The following is a 21716-nucleotide window of genomic DNA, read 5'->3' as shown; positions in this document are numbered from 1 at the left end:
TTTCGGACGACATCATGCTCTAACTATATAATGTAGAACAGGATTCAGATTTTAGGCCGGCTCGGCCTAAAATCATCCTGTTCGGGCTCTATCGCACGAGGAGCCTGTGAAATGGTAGGGTTGGGATGAAAAAAGCCGGAGGAACCGCATGACGAAGAAGACGCTGTCGGATTGGGCGGAGCTGGCGCAAAAGGAACTGCGCACCTCGCCCGAAACGTTGACCTGGCAGACGCCGGAAGGCATTGCCGTCAAGCCGCTCTATACGGCCGAGGATCTCGACGGCGCCGGGCACCTTGGTTCGCTTCCGGGCTTTTCGCCTTTCACCCGCGGCCCGCGGGCGACGATGTATGCCGGCCGGCCCTGGACGATCCGCCAATATGCCGGCTTCTCGACGGCAGAGGAATCGAACGCCTTTTATCGCCGCAATCTGGCGGCCGGCCAGAAGGGCCTGTCGGTCGCCTTCGATCTTGCTACCCACCGCGGCTATGACAGCGATCATCCGCGCGTCGAGGGTGACGTCGGCAAGGCGGGTGTGGCAATCGACAGCGTCGAGGACATGAAGATCCTTTTCGACGGCATTCCGCTCGGCGAAATGTCGGTGTCGATGACCATGAACGGCGCCGTCATTCCGATCCTCGCCTCCTTCATCGTGGCCGGCGAAGAGCAGGGCGTTCCCCAGGCCGAGCTCTCGGGGACCATTCAGAACGACATCCTCAAGGAGTTCATGGTCCGTAACACCTATATCTATCCGCCCGAACCCTCAATGCGGATCGTTGCCGATATCATCGACTATACCGCCCGCGAGATGCCGAAGTTCAACTCCATCTCGATCTCCGGCTACCACATGCAGGAAGCCGGCGCGACGCTGGTGCAGGAATTGGCCTTCACACTGGCCGACGGCCGCGAATATGTCCGCGCCGCCATCGCCAAAGGCCTGAGCGTCGACGAATTCGCCGGCCGCCTGTCCTTCTTCTTCGCCATCGGCATGAACTTCTTCATGGAAGCCGCCAAGCTGCGCGCCGCCCGCCTGCTCTGGACGCGGATCATGGAAGGGTTTCATCCGAAGAAACAGTCCTCGCTGATGCTGCGCACCCATTGCCAGACCTCCGGCGTCTCCTTGCAGGAGCAGGACCCCTACAACAACATCATACGCACGGCCTTCGAGGCGATGTCGGCCGTGCTCGGCGGTACGCAGTCGCTGCACACCAATTCTTTCGACGAGGCGATTGCGCTGCCGACGGAATTCTCCTCACGCATTGCCCGCAATACTCAGCTGATCCTGAGCCACGAAACCGGCGTGACAAAAGTGGTCGATCCCCTGGCGGGCTCCTACTATGTCGAAAGCCTGACGGCCGAGCTTGCCGACAAGGCCTGGGCCTTGATGGAGGAGGTCGAGGCACTGGGTGGCATGACCAAGGCCGTAGCGGAAGGCCTCCCGAAACGGCTGATCGAGGAAGCGGCCGCGCGCCGCCAGGCGGCCGTCGACAAGGGCGACGAGGTCATCGTCGGCGTCAATCGCTACCGGCTCGACACCGAGCAGCCGATCGAAATTCTGGAGATCGACAACAGCGCGGTGCGCGAAGCGCAGATCAGACGTATCGAGGAAACGAAGCGGCGCCGCGATGGCGGAGCCGTGCGCGAGGCGCTGGCGGCCCTGGTAGAGATCGCACAGAGCGGCAAGGGCAACCTGCTGGAAGCCGCCATCGCGGCGGCCCGAGCCCGCGCCACGGTCGGCGAAATATCGGACGCCATGCGCGCTGCCTTCGGCGATCATGCCGCGACCCCTGAAGTCATCAAGGGCGTCTACGGCGAGGCCTATGAAAATGAGCCGGAACTCGCCGTGCTCAAGACCCGCATGACGGAGGTGACGGAAGCCATGGGGCACCGGCCGAAGATCATGGTCGCCAAGCTCGGTCAGGACGGACACGACCGAGGCGCCAAGGTGATCGCCTCGGCTTTCGGCGACATCGGCTTCGATGTACTCGCCGGTCCCCTCTTCCAGACACCGGAGGAAGCTGCCGGCGTCGCACTCAGCGAAAAGGTCAATGTCGTCGGCGTCTCGTCGCTGGCGGCCGGTCACAGGACGCTGCTACCACAGCTGATCGACAGGCTGAGGGAACAGGGCGGTGGCGATATCATCGTCGTCTGCGGCGGCGTCATCCCGCGTCAGGACTATGAGTTCCTGCACGAACACGGCGTCGCAGCCGTGTTCGGCCCGGGGACAAATGTTCTCGAGGCGGCAAACTCCGTCCTCGATCTGCTGCAGGGCAGGCGAAGAAACCAGTAGCTGAAGCATTTCCAGGAAAAGTGCGACGCGATTTTCCGCCCGGAAATGCGCAAAATCAAAGAATTAGAGCAGCCCGCGCTTTGCGAGGTTGCTCATCAGTGCCGAAATGCCGAAGGTCCAGGGCGGGCATTCGGTGGAAAGGCGCACGGTGTTGACGAGCGCACCGAGGCCTGCCGAGGAAATCTCGACGACATCGCCGATCTTGTGGGTGAAGCCTTGCTTTGGCGCGTCGCGGTCCTGCGTCGGCGCAAACAGCGTGCCGAGGAAAAGCATGAAACCATCGGGATACTGATGATGGGCGCCGACCGTCTGCTTGACGAGATCGGTCGGGTCGCGGCTGATCTTTGACATCGAACTCTTGCCGTGCAGCACGAAACCGTCCTGGCCGGTGACTTTCAGGTCGAGTTCGGCCTTGCGTACGTCATCCAGGCTGTAACCGGCATCGAACAGGCGGATGAAAGGACCGATCGAGCAGGAGGCGTTGTTGTCCTTGGCCTTGCCGAGCAGCAGTGCCGAGCGGCCTTCGACGTCGCGCAGGTTGACGTCGTTGCCGAGGGCCGCCCCCTTGATCTCGCCGCGGCTGTTGACCGCGAGCACGATTTCCGGCTCGGGGTTGTTCCAGGTCGAGATCGGATGCAGGCCGACATCCGCACCCCAACCAACGGAGGAAAGCACCGGCGACTTGGTGAAGACTTCGGCATCCGGCCCGATGCCGACCTCGAGATATTGCGACCACATGCCCTCGTCGATCAGCGCCTGCTTGACCTTGACAGCCTCCGGCGAGCCGGCTTTGAGATTGGTGAGGCTGCCGCCGATCAGCGTGCTGACACGCTCTCGGATCGAGGCGGCACGCTCCGGATTGCCGGCCGCCTTCTCCTCGATGACGCGCTCGATCATCGACTGCGCAAAGGTAACGCCGCAGGCCTTGACTGCCTGCAGGTCGACGGGCGCAAGGAGATAAGGGCGCGTTTGATCCGGAGCTCCGGTACTATTGGCGGCGATGTCCGCCAGCGAGCCAACCGCCTTGCCACTTGCTGCACGGACGAAGGCGGCGGCATCCTGCCGCTCGAGCAGAGCGCTCAGCGTCGGCGCCTCCCGCGACGTGATGTCGAGCAGCATGCCCTCGCGTAACGTCACAATGCTCGGTCCCTCTACTTCGGGATTCCAGATTCGACCGACAAAAAGACCACCCGAAGCGGCGACATCGAGAAGAGCTTGAGACATGGTGATCTTCCATCAAGGCGAGCGAGAAGAGCTCTTTTAAAAATTGCGGGGTGTTGCCGCCCTCCGACCCGGCGACGACCAAAATCGATCACATTCATGAAGACGGGGCAAGATGCGCGGGGGAAAAAGACCTTTGCCTGTTCGGCTCAAGCGGCGGGCTTCCTCGGGAATCCAATTGCAAAAGGCCACAAAATAACTATTTAGATACAAAATAACTGTTATATTTCAAATATTTAAATACAGGCTGTGACGATTTTGCCCTCTATCTCGCCTTGACAGGAGCCGGCTTTCGTTATCTGTTTTGCCCAACATGGAGGAGGCTGGCGTCAGCCGGCCACACGAAAATCCCAGGAGGATATTGTAGCGATGTTGAGATTTGCCGTCGTCGGAATCGACCATGGGCATACGTTCGATCACGTGAAGGGATTGCTTGCTTCAGGCGGCGAATTCGTCGGCTATTGCCCGCAGACCTCGGTGCCGGCACTGCGCGAGGCCTTTGAGAAGACCTATCCTGACGCGCCGCAGATTGACCGGGAAAAGCTGTTCGACGATCCGTCGATCGACGTCATCTGCATTTCCGCAATCCCCCGCGATCGTGCCGGACTTGCCATTCGCGCGATGAGATCGGGCAAAGACGTGATGACTGACAAGCCCGGCGTGACGACCTTCGCCCAACTCGAGGATGTCAGGCGCACCGTTGCCGAGACAGGCAAGATCTTCTCGATCTGCTTTTCCGAGCGCCACTGCGTGCGCTCCGCCGTCAAGGCCGGCAAGCTCGTCGCCGAAGGCGCGATCGGCAAAGTGATCCAGACGCTCGGCGTCGGTCCTCACCGGCTGCAACTGCCGACCCGGCCGGACTGGTTCTTCGATCCCGAGGCCTTTGGCGGCATCATCGTCGATATAGCTTCACACCAGGTCGACCAGTTCCTGTTCTATACCGGCTCGACCACAGGCGAGGTTATCGCAAGCTCGATCGGCAATTTCGGCATGCCTGACAAGCCCGCCTTCGAGGATTTCGGCGAGGTCCTTCTGCGCTCCGACAAGGCGGCGGGTTATGTCCGTGTCGACTGGTTCACGCCGGAGGCGCTGCCGACCTGGGGTGACGGGCGCCTGACCATTCTCGGCACCGAAGGCTACATCGAGCTGCGCAAGTATATCGATATTGCCGGCCGGCCGGGCAAGGATCACCTCTTCCTGGTCAACGGCAAGGAAATGACCCATATCGATTGCAGCGGCGAAAAGCTCGATTATTTCGACGCTTTCACCGCCGACGTTGGCAACCGCACGCAGACGGCGATGACCCAGGATCACGTTTTTGAAGTCTGCCGTCTTTCGCTCGAAGCCCAGGCGAAAGCCGCGCGCATCGGCGCTCGCTGAGGAGGATATCATGACCAGGAAATTGCGCGTCGGCGTCATCGGCGCAGGCATCGCTGCGCGGCATCTGGCCGGCTTCGGCTGGAACAAGGAGCTTTTCGAGGTTCCTGTGCTCTGCTCGCTCGACGAGGAACGCGGCAAGGCGCTGTGCGAGGAATACGGCATTGGCGAATACACGCAGGATGCGGATGCGCTGTTTGCCCGCGACGATCTCGACATCATCGACATTTCGACGCCGCCGAGCTCGCATTTCGAACTTTGCCGCAAGGGCATCGAATCCGGCAAGCATGTGATCTGCGAGAAGCCGCTCTTCGGCTCGATCGCCGAGGTCGACGAGATGGGGCGCATCCTCGATCGTTACCCCGGCAGGAAGCTGATGCCGATCTTCCAGTATCGCTACGGCTCCGGCCTGCAGAAGTTGAAGCTGCTGATCGAGCGCGGCCTGGCCGGTAAGCCGTTCCTGACAACGATCGAAACCCATTGGTGGCGCGGTCCGGATTATTATGCCGTGCCGTGGCGTGGCAAATGGGCGAGCGAACTGGGCGGCGGCCTTCTCGGCCACGCCATCCACGCTCATGACATGCTGAACTATGTACATGGCCCCTGCGCCGAGGTGTTTTCCTATGGGGCGACGCTGGTCAATCCGATCGAGGTCGAGGATACGGCAGCCCTTTCGGTGAAGATGCAGAATGGCTCGCTGGCGACGCTGTCGATGACGCTGGGTTCGCGCAAGGAGATCTCGCGGTTGCGCTTCTGCTTCAACGACCTCGTCGCCGAAAGCATCATCGAACCCTATACGATGGGCCGTGACCCGTGGACTTTCGTCGCCGGGACAGAGGAACATCAGGCGCGGATCGACGAAGTGCTCGCCGCCTATGTGCCTGGCGAGGATGGCTACACCCGTCAGTTCGAGCTCTTCCACAAGGCGATCGTCGAGGATACCGACCCACCGGTGACGCTGCAGGACGCCCGCAATTCGCTGGAACTGGTAACGGCCGCTTATTTCTCGCAGCGAACCGGACAACCGACGCCGATGCCGATCGCCGCCGATCATCCGCTCTATCGCTCCTGGCTTCCGGCCGGGGAATGGCGTGTTGCGGCCACCGTCTGAACCGGGAAGGGCTTTCCCATGCTGAAATCCTTCGAGCATGTCGGCATGACGGTCAGCGACATGGACCGCACCGTCGATTTCTACTGTGGCCTGCTCGGCCTCAGCCTCGTGCTGCGCAAGACGATGGCGAATGGCATGCAGGTAGCGTTCCTCGATGCAGGCGGCGGCATGCTGGAGGTCTTTGCGCCGCCCGGCGGCGCGTCGAGGGCGGTCGACGTGGCTGAAGATACGGCCGGCGTCCGCCACCTCACCTTTCATTTCGACAGTGTCGACGAGGTCTTTGCCCGCCTTGAACAGGCGGGCGTCGAGATCAAGGAGCGGCCGCGCTTCGCCGTCCACTCCGAGATGCTGAACAAGATCGCCTTCGTTCGCGATCCCGACGGCATCATTGTCGAGCTTGCCGAACGCTCTCAGAGCCGCCAGGGCTGACACAGGTGCTGCCGATCGCTTCGCTGCGGGCGGTCAGACCGTCCCGCAGCAGATCGATCAGGCGCCGGACAAGTTTTGCTGCCATGCAAGGCTCTCCTCAGCTCGCCAGCTTGGCACTGATGTAGTTGCGCCAGCCGCCAAGTGCGGTGATTTCCTCGGCACCTTTCACCGCATGGGCCTCGCAGACGAAGCCGGAGACGCTGGAACCGTCTTCGAGCGTCAGCTTACCGATGCCGAGGGGTGCCGGAATCTTCTGGACGAACCTGCCGAAAGCATCGGCCGGCAGTGCCCAGACCTCGACCTCCAGCCCCTGACCCTTATGGCCGGGTTCGCGCAGCAGCCCTGGTTTCGCTGGCGTGGTATTAGGCAGAACGAAGAGGCGATAGTCGCCGGCCGTGCGGCAGGTCTTGACCAGACGCCCGCCGGCGCCTGCCAGTTCGTGATTGAGCGGCATGCCGGTCAGATGCGCACCGACAACCGCGATTTCGATGAAACCGTCATCGCCAGGCACAACACGGCTTGCTTCGGGGATCGCTGCCTGCCGGTCGATGCCCATGCCGGAGCTTGCTGCGCGGTGCAGCGCATCGGCAAGCGGCGCCAGCGCATCGTCGGTGAAGGCAGGTGCAATGACGGTAACGCCGCCCGGCAGCCCACCTTTGCCGAAGCCGGCCGGAACGGCGATCGCTGCGCAATCGAGCAGGTTGACGAAATTGGTGAAGCGACCGAGGCGGCCGTTGAGCACGACGGGATTGGCCAGCATGTCCGCCACGGTGTAGGTGGTCGGTGCGGTCGGCAGCAGAAGCACGTCGGCCTTTTCCCATTCGGCCTCGGTCTTGCGACGCAATTCTTCCAGCCGGTATCGGCCGTTGAAAGCCTCGACCGCGGTCTTGCCCTTGGCGCCTTCGATAATCCCCCGCACCGTCGGGTCGAAATCGGCCGCGTTCGTGGCGAGGAAGGTCTCGACCGCCGCCAGACGTTCGGCGACCCACGGCCCGTCATAGAGAAGGGCGGCGGCCTCGCGGAATGGCGCGTAATCGAAAGGCACGATGGTCGCGCCGAGCGCTCTGGCCCGCTCGATCGCCTGATCGTAGAGCGCCTCCACCTCCTTGTCGCCGAAGAACTCCCGCTCGGCGTCGGTCAGGACGCCGATGCGCAAGCCCGACACAGGCAGGTTCGCCGGTTCGGCGCGACGCGAGAAAGCATCGGCGGCATCGAAGCCTTCGGCGACCTTGCGGATCGCAACACCGTCGCCGACGGTCGCAGCAAAGATGGTGATGCAGTCGACGCTCTTGCAGGCCGGTATAGCGCCGGTATTCGGCAGGAGGCCCGGCGTCGGCTTGATGCCGACTAGATTGTTGAAGGCAGCCGGCACCCGGCCGGAGCCGGCCGTATCGGTGCCGAGCGCAAAGGCCGCAAGGCCGGAGGCCACCGTGACCGCCGATCCGGAACTCGAACCGCCTGAGATATAGGCCGCATCGAAGACCGAACGCGGCGCGCCATAGGGAGAGCGCGTGCCGTTGAGGCCGGTCGCGAACTGGTCGAGATTGGTCTTGCCGATGATGATGGCACCGGCCGCCTTCAACCGGGCAACGACGGTCGAGTCCGCCTCCGGCCGATATTCATAGGCCGGGCAGGCGGCAGTTGTCGGCAGGCCGGCGGCATCGATATTGTCTTTCACGGCAAAGGGAACGCCCCAGAGCGGCAGGCTGTTTGCCTCAGGCGCGCGTGCCATCAAGGCTTTGGCGGCAGCGCGCAGCTCCTCATCCGGCACCGGGGTGATGAAGATTGCCGGATCTTTCGCGGCGGCGCGGCGGGAGATCACCTCTTCGATGGCATCGAGCGGCGTCAGACCGGATTGATAGGCGGCGCGAAGGCTTGAGAGATCGAGGATGGTCGGCAGCATGTCAGCATTCCTCCAGAACGACGATGATATCGCCGGCTTTGACGTTTCTTCCCGGCCCGGCGCGCAGATCGCGGACGCGGCCTGCCGCATGGGCGGTGACGTTGATTTCCATCTTCATCGATTCGATGATGGCAAGTGTATCGCCAGCCGCAACCGGGGCGCCCGGCTCGACCAGCAATTTCCAGATATTGCCGGGCACGGCGCTGGCAACACCGAAGCAGCCGTCGGGAATATCCCCATCCGGGCTTTCGCCGGTGCCTTCATCGGTGACGAAGCTGTCGAGCCCGGCGTCCTTCCAGCGCTGGCGTTCGGCATCGAAGGCGGCCTGCTGCGTTGCCTTGAAACGGCCGATCGACGCCGCGTTAGCCTGCAATTCCCTCTCATAGGCGGCATAGGAGAATTCCGTCTCCTCGATCCTGATCGGATAACCGCCATGCGGGAAGGCGGCACGCGCCTCCGTCAATTCCTGATTGCTGACCGGGAAGAAACGGATCTGGTCGAAGAAATTCAGCAGCCAGGGCTTGCCCCTGGCAAAGGCCGGCGTCTCCCGCCAGGTGTTCCAGACCTGGATGGTGCGGCCGAAGAGCTGGTAGCCGCCCGGTCCTTCCATGCCGTAGATGCACATATAGGCGCCGCCGATGCCGACGGCATTTTCCGGCGTCCAGGTACGGGCGGGATTATACTTCGTCGTCACGAGGCGGTGGCGTGGATCAGTCGGGGTCGCAACCGGCGCACCGAGATAGACGTCGCCGAGACCGAGCACCAGGTAGCTGGCATCAAAGACGATATCGCGGACGGCCTGTTCGTCGGAAAGACCGTTGATGCGGCGGATGAACTCGATGTTCGACGGGCACCAGGGCGCGTTCGGGCGCACGAGCTCCTGATATTTGCGCATCGCAAGTTCCGCATCCGGATCGTTCCAGGAGAGCGGCAGATGCACGATGCGGCTCGGCACCGTGACGTCCTGGGCTGCCGGAAGGGTGGCCTCGATCTCGGAGAGCAGCCCGAGCAGGCGCCGGCGCGTGAGCTGCGTGCCGTCATAATGGATCTGCAGCGAGCGGATACCGGGGGTGAGGTCGACGACGCCAGGGAGGCGGGCCTCGACGACCGCCTGCATCAGCAGGTGCACCCGCAGCCGCAGCGCGATATCGAGCGTCATCGGCCCATATTCGACGAGCAGATTGTCGTCGCCCTGGCGGCGATAAACGACAGAAACCGGGCCATCCTCGCTGATACCGAGGATCGGCGAACCTGTTTCTTCCGAGGGCCGCCGCACCGCCGGGCCGGCGATCGGGTCTTCCGGCCGCGCCAGCGCATGAAAACGGATACGGTCGCCGGGCTTGAACTGGCCCATCTTCCACTGCTCTTCGCGGGCGATCACCGCCGGGCAAACGAAGCCGCCAAGGCTTGGACCATCGGGCCCGAGGATGATCGGCATATCGCCGGTGAAATCGATCGCCCCGATCGCATAGGCGTTGTCGTGCAGGTTGGAGGGGTGCAGCCCCGCCTCACCGCCGTCGCTTCGTGCCCATTGCGGGGCTGGGCCGATCAGGCGCACCCCGGTGCGGGCGCTGTTGAAATGCACCTCATAAGCCGTCGAAAACAGCGTCTCGATATCGCTGTCCTGAAAGAAATCGGGAGCCCCGTGCGGGCCATAGACGACGCCGACATCCCATTCGCGCGTCAAGGCCGCCGCCTCCGTCGCCGGTCTCACCGGTTCGGCCGGCACCTGCCGGGCAAAATGCAGCACATGCCCTGTCTTCAGGGTGCCGGTGGCGTTACCGCCGAATTGGCCAAGGCCGAAGGTCGCGCGCGAGCCGAGCACAACGGGAGCGGCAAAACCACCGGCGACGGCGAGATAGGCGCGTTGTCCCGGTCCTTCGATTGAACCGATAGATAAAGTCTGACCGGCGCGGATTGTCACCGGGGCGTCATGCGGCAATTTTACGCCGTCGCATGTCATTGGCATCCGCGCGCCGGCAAGCGCGATCGTCTGGTCGGCATAAAACCGCAAGGTCGGACCGGAAACCGTCAACTCCAGCGCAGCCGTCAAATCGGCATTGTCGACCAGCCGGTTGGCATGACGGAAGGAGCGCTCGTCCATCGGCCCGCTCGGCGGTACGCCGACATGCCAGAGGCCGAGCCGGCCCGGCAGTTCCTGGATGCTTGACTGCGCCCCGGGCGCGAGAACCTCGACGACATCGGGAACGAAGGCGAAGTCGCGTAGCGCCGTCGTCTTAACTTTGGCGCTGGCAAGCAATTCGGAAGCGGCGATCGCCCTGAGATAAGCGAGATTGGTCTCGATGCCCGATATCGATGTTTCGGCGAGTGCCGCCTTAAGCTTCTCGATCGCCGCCGGCCGGTCTGCCGCCGCCACGATCAGCTTGGCAAGCATCGGGTCGTAGAAGGGCGTGACCTCGGTTCCCGTCTCGATCCAGCCGTCGACGCGGGTGCTTTCCGGAAAAATGACTTCGGTCAAAAGGCCGGCACTCGGGCGGAAATCGGCATGCGGCATCTCGGCATAGATCCGCATCTCGATCGCCGCACCCTTCGGCGTCAGACCCCCAGCACCCGAGAGCACATCCTCGCCGGCCGCCTGACGGATCATCCATTCGACGAGGTCGATGCCGAAGACAGCTTCCGTGACGGGATGCTCGACCTGGAGGCGGGTATTGACCTCGAGGAAATAGAATTCCTGGCGCTGGGGATCGTAGATGAACTCGACGGTGCCGGCCGATTCATAGGAGACCGAGCTTCCCAAATCGACCGCCGCTTTGTGCAGCCGCGCCCTTGTCTCCGCGGTAAGACCAGGCGCAGGCGTCTCCTCGACGACCTTCTGGTTCCGCCGCTGCAGCGAGCAGTCGCGTTCGCCGAGCGCAATCACGCCGCCCTTGCCGTCGCCGAAGATCTGTACCTCGACATGGCGCGCTTCGGCAACGAAACGCTCGATGTAAACGCGCGCATCGCCGAAGCTGGCGCGCGCGGTCCGCTGCACGCTTTCGAAGGAGGCCTTGAGGCCGGCCGCATCGGCGCAGAGCTGCATGCCGATGCCGCCGCCGCCGGCCGTGCTTTTCAACATGACGGGATAACCGACGGTCTCGGCAGCCGAAAGCGCCTCGTCGACGCTCTGCAAGAGATCGGTGCCGGGCAGTAGCGGCACGCCGCTCGCTTTCGCCAATTCGCGCGCCGTATGCTTCAGGCCGAAGGCCGACAGATGCTCTGGGCGCGGGCCGATGAAGGCGATGCCTTCAGCGGCGAGCCGCTCGGCAAAGCCGATATTCTCCGAGAGGAAGCCGTAGCCTGGGTGCACGGCCTCAGCGCCCGTCGCCTTGCAGGCGGCAATGACGGCATCGACGTCAAGATAGCTTTCGGCAGCAGGCGCCGGGCCGAGGCGGACGGCCTCATCAGCGGTCAGCGCCGGCTTCGAGAATCGATCGGCATCGGAATAGACGGCGACTGAGGCAATGCCCATCCTCTTCAATGTGCGGATGACGCGGACGGCGATTTCGCCGCGATTGGCGATAAGAACCTTGGTGAACATCGATCAGTCCTCGCCGTCCCAGATCAGCACCCGGATCGGCGTCGGATCGAAACCGTTGCAGGGATTGTTGATCTGCGGGCAATTGGAGATGACGCAGAGCACGTCCATCTCCGCCACCAGTTCGACATAGTCGCCAGGCGCGGAAATGCCGTCGACGATGGTCATCTCGCCGTTCGGCTTGATCGGCACGTTCATGAAGAAATTGATGTTCGGCACGATGTCGCGCTTGCTCATGCCGTGTTTGGTCACCTCGATCACGAAATTGTCGCGGCAGGCATGGAGGTATTTGGTTCCGTGGCCAAAACGCACCGTGTTGCTCTCGCAGGAGCAGGCGCCGGCTGATGTATCGTGCCGGCCGCAGCTATCGGCCGTCATGACCAGCATGACGTTGCCCTCGTTCGAGATGATCTTCGTGCCGGTGCCGATATAGGCGCCACCTTGCGCCCGCATCGTATCCTGGTTGGAATAACGCTCGGCAAAGTCATCGGCGCGATAAAACAGTGTATCGATTGCCTGTTGGCCGTAGCTGTCCTCGATGCGGATGGTCTGACCCTTGCGCACGATGCCGGACCACGGCGCTTCGGCCGGGATGAAATGTTCCTGCACGGCGTTTTCGAGGCTGCGCGAAGCTGAAGTCTTGATGAAATCGGTCATCGTCATCCTCCCTCAGGCCAGCATCGAGGCGTTGTTCTCGAAGCCGCGAAGGGCTTCGGCGGTTGCCGTGCGCGCGAGATCGTCGACTGCGGGTGCGGGCGCGCGAAAGCGCGTGACGATGATCGGCTTCGGTGCATAGACCGGGTCGGGATCGAGCGGATGCGGGCAATTGGAAAGGCCGACGATCATGTCCATTTCGGCGCGCAGCTCGGCATAATCGCCGCTGTTGGAGAGTTTGCCGCGCCAGTGGAAGCCGCCGTCATCGTCGACGCGGACCGGGGCGAAGAGATTGAGGATCGCAGGAATATCGCGCCTGGCAAGACCAAGCTTGCCGGCGACGAGCACGAGATTGTCGCGGGTATTGCGGGTCTTGACGCCCGGATACTTTGCGGCATTCGAAGCTGACGTCGAGCCGCCCATCAGGCAGTCGTGGGCGCCGGAGCTATCCTCGATCAGCGAAAACATCACCCGGCCCATGTCTGAGAAGATGACGCGGCCCTTGCCGAGGGCGGTCGTCCACTGCACCTTGACCGTATCGACGAGATTGAGCCGTTCGCTCGTGTCAGCGGCGTTCCAGGCGACGAGCGCCACAGTCGATCCGCCTTCGCCCTGATCAATGCGGAGCGCCTCGCCGCGCTTCAGCGCGGTCGACCAGTACCAGCCGCCGGGGATGGTTTCCTGATGGATGATCGCAGCCGCATCGATGGCGGTGGCGGGAAGGGGGCTCGGCGCCGGCAAGGCCTTCGGCGCAAATTCCAGCCCCTTCTTCTGATGTTCCTCATAACGCTGCCGGTTGGCGGCGATCTCTTCGGGCGAACGTCTGACATGCATCATGGCTTTTCTCCTGACGGACTGGAAGCCGGGTCGTCCCGGCGAAGGCCCAGAGAAATGACCGGGCCGTCCCGGTCGGGGCTGAAGACGGAGGGCGCGCCGGCAAGCCTGGGCGGCCAGATGGAAATGTCCTTGGTGATCGTCGCGCCGTAGCGCTCCTTTTCCTCCGGGCGGTCACGCCGACGCTCGAAGGCGACAACGCGCGTCGCCAGCGTGAAGGCCTCGCGCATGTCGTGCGTCACCATGACGACGGTCATCTGCGTTTCGTGCCAGAGCCGCTTCATCAATGTGTGGATTTCGGCGCGGATGCCAGGGTCGAGCGCGCCGAAGGGCTCATCGAGCAGCAGCACCTTCGGCTTCATGATCAGCGCCTGCGCCAGTGCCAGGCGCTGCTGCATGCCGCCTGACAGTTGCGCCGGATATTTGTCCTCGGCGCCGGAAAGACCGACTTCGACAATCAGCCGCCGGGCTTCATCGACGGCGTTGCGACGGGCAGCGCCGAAAAGCTTGGCTTTATAGCGAGACCCTGAGAGTTCGCGCCCAAGCAGCACATTGCCGAGCACGGTCAGATGCGGGAACACGGAGTAGCGCTGGAAGACGACACCGCGATCCGGACCTGGCTCCTGCGGCAGAGCTTCGCCGTCCAGCAGGATGGTCCCTCTTGTTGGCCGCTCCTGGCCGAGCAGCATGCGCAGGAACGTCGACTTGCCGCAGCCGGACGGTCCGACGAGCGCGACGAAGGCGCGCGAGGCGACGGTCAGCGACACATCTTCGAGGACGATCTGGTCGCCATATTCCTTCCAGACCTTTTCGACCACCAGTTCGCTCATGCCTGCTTCTCCAGCTCCGACCAGGGGAAGACGGCGATGCGGATGCGATCGAGGATATAATTCATGATCACGGCGAGCAGCGTGATCCAGACGACATAGGGAAAGATGACGTCCATCGAGAGATAGCGGCGGACGAGGAAGATGCGGTAGCCGAGACCGGAATCCGACGAAATCGCTTCGGCGGCGATCAGGAACAGCCAGGCAGGACCGAGTTGAAGCCTGAGGCAGGTGATCAGCCGCGGCAAGATCTGCGGCAGCACGACACGAAGGCCGATCTGCCAGGAGGAGCCGCCGAGCGTTTCGGCCTTGACGATCTGCTCGCGCGGCAGCTCCAGCGCCTTCAGCGCAAGGTCGCGGATCATCGTCGGCGCAACGCCGATGACGATGAGCGCGATCTTCGAGGCTTCGCCAAGCCCCATGGCGATGAACAGGATCGGCAGCAGCGCCAGCGGCGGCACCATTGAGATAACGGCGACGAAAGGGGAGAGCAGAGCCCTCATATAAGGCAGCATGCCGATCAGCATGCCGATGACGAGCGCGGTGATCGTGGAGATGCCAAGGCCGGCAAACAGGCGCACCAGGCTCGCTCCGGTATCGGACCAGAGCAGGTATTCGCCGGTGCGCGGATCGGCGATGAAGGCCAGGCGATCGATCGCATCGGCAAAACCGGCAAGACCGGGCAGTAGCTTGTCATTGGCATTTTCCGCCAATCGTGCCACCGAGCCGAAAGTGTAGGCAACGATCAGCAGCACGAAGGGCAGCAGCGTCAAGGCAAGCTGCGCGCCCCGGCTCGGCCTTGTGTTGATCCAGCGCATGAGGAAAGCTCCGCTGATGAAGGTCGGGCGGCGCGGTCAACGCCGCGCCGCGGCTTTTAGATCGCTCAGAGCGAACCGTCGGCGGCGGCCTTCATGTAGGTCTCGGTGAAGCGCAGCTTGACGTTGCCGCTATCGCCGAGGATCTTGCCGTCCGGCATTTCGATGCCAATGACGTCGGCGGACGGCGCGCCATTGCCGAGCAGGCCTTTTTCGAACAGGAAGTTGCGGACGAGATCCATTGTCTTCGGCAGGCTGCCCGAGGCAGTGAAGGCAACGGCATCGGCCGGCTTGGCAAACAGCTTGGTGGCGGCAAGCTGGGATTCGAAGCCCTTGAGATCGGTACCCGATGCCTGGCCCATCGCCTCGCGTGCAGCCTTGCCGTCGGCACTGTCGGCAGTCAGCAATGCTGCGGTTTCATACCAGATGCCGGCGAGCGCCTTGCCGAAATTCGGATTGTCCTTCAGCACGCCTGAATTGGCGACCATCAGGTCGATAATCTCGCCCGGCACTTGCGAGCTGTCGAAGACCTTCTTGGCCGTGGGATCCTCGAGGATGGTCGAGACCAGCGGGTTCCAGGTGACGACCGCGGTCACGTCAGCCGTCTTGTAGGCGGCGACCATATCGGCGTCGGAGGTGTTGACCACTTTCACATCGCGCTCGGTCAGCTTGATGCTTTCGAGCGCGCGGGCGAGCAGGTAGTGCGAGACGGAAAATTCGACGAGATTGACGTTCTGTGCCTTGATGTCGGCAAGGCTCGCTTTGTCCTTGAGGATGACGGCATCATTGCCGTTCGAGAAGTCGCCGACAATCACGGCTGTGGTATCGACGCCGCCGGCAGCCGGGATCGACAGGCCGTCCATATTGGTCAGCGTCACGGCATCGAAGGCGCCGGCGGTATACTGGTTCATCGATTCGACGTAGTCGTTGAACTGGGTCACCTCGATCTTGATGCCGTATTTGTCGGCCCATTTCTTGACGATACCGTGATCGGCGGCGTAGCCCCAGGGCATCCAGCCGACATAGATCGACCAGGCGACCTTGAAGTCGGTCTTCTGTTCGGCCTTCGCGATGGAGCCGAGTCCCAGCGCCAGGGACGCCGTCAGCGCGGCAATTGATAGAATCTTCGAAAAAGTCTGCATTGAAATTCCCCTTTTGCTTTTCTTCAAAAGGGATCGGCAATGACCATCGTGCCGCCAATCCCTTGGCTTACGAGGTCTCCCGGGCTTTTGTCCCGCCGTGCACCCGGCGGGATGTCTCCCCTGCCGGTGGTAGCTCTCGGACCAGCCACGCCTTGCGACGCCGGAACCCTAGCCACCAACTCTGCAACTATCGAAGCAAAGTGTGTGCCAATTTATAAATCATTGATTTTATTGAGAGTGCGATGGCACCAATTCCCTGGCAAATGCAATAGTGCATGCACTTGCACAGAAAATGTGCGTATTCTGCCGTCACCTTAGGCGTTGGTTCTTTTTTGCCCAGTGAAAGACAAGTCGCAGGCAGACGCACAGAACGCCGAATTGTGGCTTCCCTGAGCTAGTTCCGGAAAGCGCCGGCCGGAACCGTCGTCACCAGCCGGATATCACGGCGGAAGTCCGATGGTGACATGCCGGCGATGTGGCGGAAGGATTTGTTGAAGGCGCTGATCGAGCCGAAGCCGCTGTCCATCGCCACCTGCAGCACGTTGGCGCCCTCGCTCATCAGCATCGCCTGAGCGCGCGACAGCCGCAGCAGCGTCACATATTTGCTGAGCGTCATGCCGGTCGATCGCTTGAACAGGTTCATCGCATATTTCGGATGTAGGTCGGCGGCGCGGGCGATATCGACCGAATCGATGTCGTGCAGGAAATTGGCGGCGATGAAATCGCACATGCGCGCGACGCTGCGCGAGGAATGCGGATACGGGTGATCGCCGTCGAGATTGATGGTCGCCTGCGACGTCATCGAATAGGGTTCGAGCGCGATCCGTTCGATGCGCAGCAGCAGCTCGTCGACGGCGTGCTGGGCCTTGGCGGGATCGCCTGAGTTGGCATAGCGGAACCAGCGGGTGAAGTTCTCCCTGTCGGCGGCATCCGTTGCCGAGGTCAGCAGCGTCTCGCCCTTCATCAGCCGGCTGGAAACGCTGATCGGCAGGCGCAGCCGGAAGAAATAGACGAGCGGCAGATGGGCGCCGGCATAGAGCGAATCATCCGAGGATTCGTCCATCTGATGCGGCTGACCACCCCAAAAGAGGCACATTTCGCCGGCGTTCAGCCGGAATTCGTGGTCGCTCATCCGGTAGTGCACGGTGCCGCGCATCACGTAGTTGACCTCGACCTGCGCGTGCCAGTGCGGCATGGCCATAACAGGCGGATGAGCATGAAACATCTGCAGCGCTGTCGGCAAACCCTCGATGCTGCTCGCGCCGGGCTGGTAGATTGCACGTGTGCCGACCTTACTTTCCGCCAAATTCATGTTCCCTTTTTAGGAGACACCCGCTCCCTTACAGATAGTCTAACCGCGTTCGTGAAAGATCGGCAATTGAAAAGGGAGGATTTTCAATGCGCTTCAAACTTCTCGCTGCGACCGCAGCTGTCGCAGTGCTTGCTTCCGGCTCCGCATTCGCGCAGTCGGCCAATCTCACCATCTGGAGCTGGAATGTCGCTGCATCGGCATTGAAGTCCACGCTTCCAGGCTTCAACAAGCAGTTTCCCGATATCAAGATCACCGTCGAGGACCTCGGCAACAGCCAGGTCTTCGACAAGACGCTCGCTGCCTGCGCTGCCGGTGGCGACGGCTTGCCCGACATCGTCAGCATCGAGAATTTCGAGGCTGAAATCTTCTGGAGCCGTTTCCCGGATTGCTTCGCCAATCTGAAGGAGCTCGGCTATACGGCCGATATCCAGGCGAAATTCCCTGATTTCAAGCGCACCGAGCTTGAAGTCGGCGATGTCGCCTATGCCATGCCGTGGGATTCCGGTCCCGTCGCCGTCTTCTACCGCCGCGATCTGTACGAAAAGGCCGGCGTCGATCCGAGCACGATCAGCACCTGGGACGATTTCATCGCTGCCGGCAAAAAGATTTCCGCCGCCAATCCCGGCGTCGTCATGGCGCAGGCCGACTTCAACGGCGACAGCGAATGGTTTCGCATGATCGCCAACGAACAGGGCTGCGGCTATTATTCGACCGACGGTCAGAACATCACCATCAACCAGCCGGCCTGCGTCGCCTCGCTGCAAAAGGTGAAGGAGATGAAGGATGCCGGGACGCTGACGTCGGCCAACTGGGACGAAAAGATCCAGGCCAATACCGCCGGCAAGGCCGCAAGCCAGCTATATGGCGGCTGGTATGAGGGCACCGTGCGCTCGACCTCTCCCGATCTCAAGGGCAAGTGGGGCGTCTACAGAATGCCGAGTCTGACCGCCGATGGCCCGCATGCGGCCAATCTCGGCGGTTCGTCGCTCGCCATTTCGGCGACATCCGCGAACAAGGAAGCCGCCTGGAAATTCGTCAATTACGCCCTCGGCACGGATGAGGGTCAGATCACCATGCTGAAGGAGTTCGGTCTGGTTCCGTCGCTGCTTTCGGCCGAGAAGGATCCCTTCGTCAATGAGCCGCAACCCTATTGGGGCGGCCAGAAGGTCTGGGCCGATATTCTGGCGACACTGCCGAAGATCGTACCGAGCCGCGGCACCGCCTTCCAGAGCGATGCGGAAGCCATCTTCAAGGCAACGCAGACGAAGTTCTTCGCTGGCGGCTATCCCGATGCGAAGGCGGCTCTCGACGACGCCGCCAAGCAGATTGCTTCGGCGACCGGCCTCCCTATCGCGCAATGAATGACGATGCCGGGCGCTTCAGGCGCCCGGCTTTCCCCCGGTTTGCAAAGCGACCGGTCATTCGTTCGTGAGGAGGAGGGCTTGATGCCGTTCAGAACCCGGAGCGCCTATGCGTTCCTCGCCCCCTATCTGCTGGTCTTTGCCACCTTCTGGGTCTGGCCGATCATCAATTCGTTCCTGATTTCGTTTCAGAACACCCGAATCAATCCGTGGAAATTCAGTTTCCAGGCCAATTGGGGCCGGCTCTTCTATGACCCGGCCTTTTACAATGCTCTTTACAATACGCTGATCATCCTGCTGATTCAGGTACCGGTGATGATCGCACTCGCGACGGTCATGGCGGTAATGCTCAATTCGCCGCTGCTGAAAGCGCGACCGCTCTTCCGCTTCGCCTTCTTTGCGCCTGTCGTCGTCGGCGAGGTCGCCTATGCTGCCGTCTTCCGGCTGATGTTCAGCCTCGATTTCGGTATCATCAACAAGCTGATTTCAGCCGTCGGTCTGAGCCCGGTCTCCTGGTTCGACAATGCGAATGCCGCCATGGCGCTGATCATTCTCGCCGTCACATGGCGCTGGGCTGGCTACAACGCCATCATCATCCTCGCCGGTCTGCAGTCGATTCCCGACGATGTCTATGAGGCAGCGACACTCGACCGGGTGAGCAAGGTACAGCAATTCTTTCATATCACCCTGCCGCTTCTGAAGCCGATCATCCTCTTCTGCGTGGTTCTTTCGGTGATCGGCACCATGCAGCTCTTCACCGAGCCCTTCCTGATCACCAATCGTGGCGGTCCCGGCGGCGGCACCGAGACGCTCGGCCTGCTACTTTATCGCCAAGGCTTCACCTCGCTGAACTTCGGCTATGCCTCGGCGATCGCCTATACGATGGCTGCCCTTGCCGTGGCGATTTCGCTTCTCAATCTCTGGGTCGGGAGGGATCCGAAATGAGATCCAAATCGCAATCCCTTCTGCTGCGTCAGATCGCGCTGCATGCCGCACTGGCGCCGCTTGCGATAATCTGGCTGTTTCCGCTCTGGATGATGTTCGTCTTCTCGACGATGCCCGACAACGGCATCTTCAGCCCTGACATCGTGCTCTGGCCATCGACCAACTTCGTCGAGAATTTCAAGAACCTGCAGGCCGATACCGATTTCATCGGCGCCATGGTGATCTCCGTCGGCGTCGCGCTCATCTATACGGTCCTGTCGGTACTGCTGACCTCGATGGCGGGCTGGGCGCTGGCGCGGTACCGTTTCGTCGGCCGCTCCATCGTCATCGCCATCATCCTCGGTACGATCACGCTGCCGTTTTCGGTGGTGGTGATCCCGCAATTCATCATGGTGGCACGCGAATTCAAGCTGGCAAACACCTGGGTGGCGCTGATCGTGCCACCGCTGTTCAATTCGCTCGGGGTGCTGTTCATGCGGCAATCCTTCTCGATGATGCCAGGCGAGCTCTTTGATGCCGCCCGGGTCGAGGGCGTCAAGGAATGGCAGATCTTCCTGCGCATCGCCCTGCCGCTGGCGCGTCCGACCATGGCGGCACTGGCGATCATCCTGTTCCTCGCCTCGTGGAACAACTATCTCTGGCCGCTGCTGATCAATTCCAAACCGGGAATGATGACGGCGCCGGTGGCACTGGGAACGCTGATCGGCCTCACCAAGGTCTCCTGGGGCGGCATCATGGCCGGCGCGGTGCTGCTGACGGCGCCGATCCTTGTCGTCTTCGTGGCTCTCCAGCGCCATTTCATCGCCGGCATCGCGGCCGGCGCAATCAAATAATCGAACAATAGGGAGGCCGCATGGCAGAGCTTTCACTCAGCAATATCGTCAAGCGCTTCGGCGGCTTTGAGATCATCCACGGCGCCAATCTGGAGGTGAAGGACGGCGAATTCGTCGTCTTCGTCGGCCCCTCCGGCTGCGGCAAGTCCACGCTGCTCAGGATGATCGCCGGCCTCGAGGACATTACATCAGGCGAACTTCAGATCGGCGGCAGGGTGGTCAACGACGTCGAGCCGGCTGATCGCGGCATCGCCATGGTCTTCCAGTCCTATGCGCTCTATCCGCACCTGACCGTCGAGGAAAATTTGAGCTTCGGCCTGCGCATGAACGGCAATCCGAAGGCCGATACCGAGCGGCGCGTGCGCCATGTCGCCGAGATCCTGCAGATCACCGAGTTGATGAAGCGGCGACCGAAGCAGCTTTCCGGCGGCCAGCGCCAGCGCGTCGCCATCGGTCGCGCCATCGTCCGCGAACCCCAAGTCTTCCTGTTCGACGAACCTTTGTCGAACCTCGATGCGGAACTGCGCGTGCAGATGCGCGTCGAAATATCAAGACTGCACAAGCAGCTCGGCACGACGATGATCTACGTCACCCACGACCAGACGGAAGCGATGACACTCGCCGACAGGATCGTCGTGCTGCGCGCCGGCAATATCGAGCAGATCGGCGCGCCGCTCGATCTGTACGACGATCCCGCAAACCAGTTCGTCGCCGGTTTCGTCGGTTCGCCGAAGATGAATTTCCTGAAGGCCGTGGTGGTTGAGACGCAGCCGGGTCGGGTGGTGATCGCCCTGGAAAGTGACGCCAATACGCGCCTGCCGCTGCCTGTCGCCGTTCCGATCGAAGCCGGCGCAAAGGTGACGCTCGGCATCCGTCCCGAACATTTCGTCGATGCGGGCATGGGCGATGCCGACCTCACCGTCACCATCGACGTCGCCGAACACCTCGGCAATACCAGCTACATCTACGCCACCATCGGTCCCGAGCAACTGATCATCGAGCGGCCGGAATCGCGCGTCGCCGGCAATCGCGAGACGCTGACAGTCGGCCTTCCCGCCAATCGCACATTCCTTTTCGACGGCGCCGGTAAACGGCTTCGCTGAACCAAATCCCAGGACAGAAAGACG

17 protein-coding genes and 1 riboswitch are annotated in these 21716 nt (G+C 62.0%); of the genes, 8 read left to right on the top strand and 9 right to left on the bottom strand.

Going from position 1 to position 21716, the window contains the following annotated elements; all coding sequences use genetic code 11:
• Window positions 1-148 precede the first annotated feature (148 nt).
• Complete coding sequence (gene scpA / locus BS629_RS02210; RefSeq protein ID WP_018247032.1) at window positions 149-2287, top strand: methylmalonyl-CoA mutase; 2139 nt, start codon at window positions 149-151, stop codon at window positions 2285-2287.
• A 63-nt stretch (window positions 2288-2350) separates the two neighbouring features.
• Here the strand turns inward: scpA and BS629_RS02205 are convergent, their stop codons facing one another.
• The gene (locus BS629_RS02205; RefSeq protein WP_018247031.1) at window positions 2351-3511 is read right to left on the bottom strand and encodes a fumarylacetoacetate hydrolase family protein; all 1161 of its coding nucleotides are present in this window, start codon (window positions 3509-3511) and stop codon (window positions 2351-2353) included.
• 366 nt (window positions 3512-3877) lie between these two features.
• On the opposite strand from BS629_RS02205, the gene BS629_RS02200 reads away from it, so the two are divergent.
• Genes BS629_RS02200 through BS629_RS02190 form a run of 3 tightly spaced genes read left to right on the top strand, consistent with a single transcriptional unit; the run spans window position 3878 to window position 6425 of the window.
• Window positions 3878-4888 carry a Gfo/Idh/MocA family protein gene (locus BS629_RS02200; protein ID WP_018247030.1) on the top strand — a complete coding sequence of 337 codons (1011 nt, stop codon included), beginning with the start codon at window positions 3878-3880 and terminating at the stop codon, window positions 4886-4888.
• 10 nt (window positions 4889-4898) lie between these two features.
• The gene (locus BS629_RS02195; RefSeq protein ID WP_018247029.1) at window positions 4899-5996 is read left to right on the top strand and encodes a Gfo/Idh/MocA family protein; all 1098 of its coding nucleotides are present in this window, start codon (window positions 4899-4901) and stop codon (window positions 5994-5996) included.
• 18 nt (window positions 5997-6014) lie between these two features.
• Window positions 6015-6425 (top strand): VOC family protein, encoded by a 411-nt coding sequence (locus BS629_RS02190; protein ID WP_018247028.1) that lies wholly within the window; start codon window positions 6015-6017, stop codon window positions 6423-6425.
• A gap of 97 nt (window positions 6426-6522) precedes the next feature.
• On the opposite strand, the gene atzF is transcribed toward BS629_RS02190, so the two are convergent.
• The 8 genes from atzF to BS629_RS02150 all read right to left on the bottom strand — a co-directional run bounded on the left by atzF (window position 6523) and on the right by BS629_RS02150 (window position 17450).
• A complete protein-coding gene (atzF, locus tag BS629_RS02185; protein ID WP_018247027.1) occupies window positions 6523-8328 on the bottom strand; it encodes an allophanate hydrolase in 1806 nt (601 codons plus the stop codon).
• Between the two features lies 1 nt (window position 8329).
• Window positions 8330-11869 carry an urea carboxylase gene (uca, locus tag BS629_RS02180; RefSeq protein ID WP_018247026.1) on the bottom strand — a complete coding sequence of 1180 codons (3540 nt, stop codon included), beginning with the start codon at window positions 11867-11869 and terminating at the stop codon, window positions 8330-8332.
• A gap of 3 nt (window positions 11870-11872) precedes the next feature.
• Window positions 11873-12523 carry an urea amidolyase associated protein UAAP2 gene (locus BS629_RS02175; RefSeq protein ID WP_018516560.1) on the bottom strand — a complete coding sequence of 217 codons (651 nt, stop codon included), beginning with the start codon at window positions 12521-12523 and terminating at the stop codon, window positions 11873-11875.
• Window positions 12524-12535: 12 nt separating this feature from the next.
• Complete coding sequence (locus BS629_RS02170) at window positions 12536-13357, bottom strand: urea amidolyase associated protein UAAP1 (protein ID WP_018247024.1); 822 nt, start codon at window positions 13355-13357, stop codon at window positions 12536-12538.
• On the bottom strand, window positions 13354-14184 hold the full coding sequence (locus BS629_RS02165) for an ABC transporter ATP-binding protein (protein ID WP_018247023.1): 831 nt from the start codon (window positions 14182-14184) through the stop codon (window positions 13354-13356). The genes BS629_RS02170 and BS629_RS02165 overlap by 4 nt, the downstream gene beginning before the upstream one ends.
• A complete protein-coding gene (locus BS629_RS02160) occupies window positions 14181-14999 on the bottom strand; it encodes an ABC transporter permease (RefSeq protein WP_018247022.1) in 819 nt (272 codons plus the stop codon). The genes BS629_RS02165 and BS629_RS02160 overlap by 4 nt, the downstream gene beginning before the upstream one ends.
• A 65-nt stretch (window positions 15000-15064) precedes the next feature.
• Entirely contained in the window at window positions 15065-16138 is a 1074-nt protein-coding gene (locus BS629_RS02155) for a putative urea ABC transporter substrate-binding protein (protein WP_018247021.1), read from the bottom strand.
• 74 nt (window positions 16139-16212) lie between these two features.
• Window positions 16213-16321, bottom strand: a riboswitch (guanidine-I (ykkC/yxkD leader).
• A gap of 211 nt (window positions 16322-16532) precedes the next feature.
• Window positions 16533-17450: a helix-turn-helix domain-containing protein gene (locus BS629_RS02150; RefSeq protein WP_018247020.1), complete on the bottom strand. Its 918-nt coding sequence runs from the start codon at window positions 17448-17450 to the stop codon at window positions 16533-16535.
• A gap of 86 nt (window positions 17451-17536) precedes the next feature.
• Here BS629_RS02150 and BS629_RS02145 point away from each other — a divergent pair, with 86 nt between their 5' ends.
• From BS629_RS02145 to BS629_RS02130, 4 genes are all read left to right on the top strand, one after another.
• Window positions 17537-18811 (top strand): extracellular solute-binding protein, encoded by a 1275-nt coding sequence (locus BS629_RS02145; protein WP_018247019.1) that lies wholly within the window; start codon window positions 17537-17539, stop codon window positions 18809-18811.
• An 84-nt stretch (window positions 18812-18895) separates the two neighbouring features.
• The gene (locus BS629_RS02140; protein WP_018247018.1) at window positions 18896-19756 is read left to right on the top strand and encodes a carbohydrate ABC transporter permease; all 861 of its coding nucleotides are present in this window, start codon (window positions 18896-18898) and stop codon (window positions 19754-19756) included.
• On the top strand, window positions 19753-20589 hold the full coding sequence (locus BS629_RS02135; protein ID WP_018247017.1) for a carbohydrate ABC transporter permease: 837 nt from the start codon (window positions 19753-19755) through the stop codon (window positions 20587-20589). Before BS629_RS02140 ends, BS629_RS02135 begins: the two co-directional genes overlap by 4 nt.
• A gap of 20 nt (window positions 20590-20609) precedes the next feature.
• Window positions 20610-21692 carry an ABC transporter ATP-binding protein gene (locus BS629_RS02130; RefSeq protein ID WP_018247016.1) on the top strand — a complete coding sequence of 361 codons (1083 nt, stop codon included), beginning with the start codon at window positions 20610-20612 and terminating at the stop codon, window positions 21690-21692.
• Window positions 21693-21716 lie beyond the last annotated feature (24 nt).

Origin of the sequence: Rhizobium leguminosarum bv. viciae USDA 2370, from assembly GCF_002008365.1 — a bacterium.
GTDB classification, from domain to species: domain Bacteria; phylum Pseudomonadota; class Alphaproteobacteria; order Rhizobiales; family Rhizobiaceae; genus Rhizobium; species Rhizobium leguminosarum.
This window is presented reverse-complemented; position numbering and strand designations above follow the sequence as displayed.

What these genes read in the sequence shown, in the direction of transcription:
- scpA (WP_018247032.1), top strand. Translation starts at nt 149, where the DNA reads ATGACGAAGAAGACGCTGTCGGATTGGGCGGAGCTGGCGCAAAAGGAA.
- BS629_RS02205 (WP_018247031.1), bottom strand. Translation starts at nt 3,511, where the DNA reads ATGTCTCAAGCTCTTCTCGATGTCGCCGCTTCGGGTGGTCTTTTTGTC.
- BS629_RS02200 (WP_018247030.1), top strand. Translation starts at nt 3,878, where the DNA reads ATGTTGAGATTTGCCGTCGTCGGAATCGACCATGGGCATACGTTCGAT.
- BS629_RS02195 (WP_018247029.1), top strand. Translation starts at nt 4,899, where the DNA reads ATGACCAGGAAATTGCGCGTCGGCGTCATCGGCGCAGGCATCGCTGCG.
- BS629_RS02190 (WP_018247028.1), top strand. Translation starts at nt 6,015, where the DNA reads ATGCTGAAATCCTTCGAGCATGTCGGCATGACGGTCAGCGACATGGAC.
- atzF (WP_018247027.1), bottom strand. Translation starts at nt 8,328, where the DNA reads ATGCTGCCGACCATCCTCGATCTCTCAAGCCTTCGCGCCGCCTATCAA.
- uca (WP_018247026.1), bottom strand. Translation starts at nt 11,869, where the DNA reads ATGTTCACCAAGGTTCTTATCGCCAATCGCGGCGAAATCGCCGTCCGC.
- BS629_RS02175 (WP_018516560.1), bottom strand. Translation starts at nt 12,523, where the DNA reads ATGACCGATTTCATCAAGACTTCAGCTTCGCGCAGCCTCGAAAACGCC.
- BS629_RS02170 (WP_018247024.1), bottom strand. Translation starts at nt 13,357, where the DNA reads ATGATGCATGTCAGACGTTCGCCCGAAGAGATCGCCGCCAACCGGCAG.
- BS629_RS02165 (WP_018247023.1), bottom strand. Translation starts at nt 14,184, where the DNA reads ATGAGCGAACTGGTGGTCGAAAAGGTCTGGAAGGAATATGGCGACCAG.
- BS629_RS02160 (WP_018247022.1), bottom strand. Translation starts at nt 14,999, where the DNA reads ATGCGCTGGATCAACACAAGGCCGAGCCGGGGCGCGCAGCTTGCCTTG.
- BS629_RS02155 (WP_018247021.1), bottom strand. Translation starts at nt 16,138, where the DNA reads ATGCAGACTTTTTCGAAGATTCTATCAATTGCCGCGCTGACGGCGTCC.
- BS629_RS02150 (WP_018247020.1), bottom strand. Translation starts at nt 17,450, where the DNA reads ATGAATTTGGCGGAAAGTAAGGTCGGCACACGTGCAATCTACCAGCCC.
- BS629_RS02145 (WP_018247019.1), top strand. Translation starts at nt 17,537, where the DNA reads ATGCGCTTCAAACTTCTCGCTGCGACCGCAGCTGTCGCAGTGCTTGCT.
- BS629_RS02140 (WP_018247018.1), top strand. Translation starts at nt 18,896, where the DNA reads ATGCCGTTCAGAACCCGGAGCGCCTATGCGTTCCTCGCCCCCTATCTG.
- BS629_RS02135 (WP_018247017.1), top strand. Translation starts at nt 19,753, where the DNA reads ATGAGATCCAAATCGCAATCCCTTCTGCTGCGTCAGATCGCGCTGCAT.
- BS629_RS02130 (WP_018247016.1), top strand. Translation starts at nt 20,610, where the DNA reads ATGGCAGAGCTTTCACTCAGCAATATCGTCAAGCGCTTCGGCGGCTTT.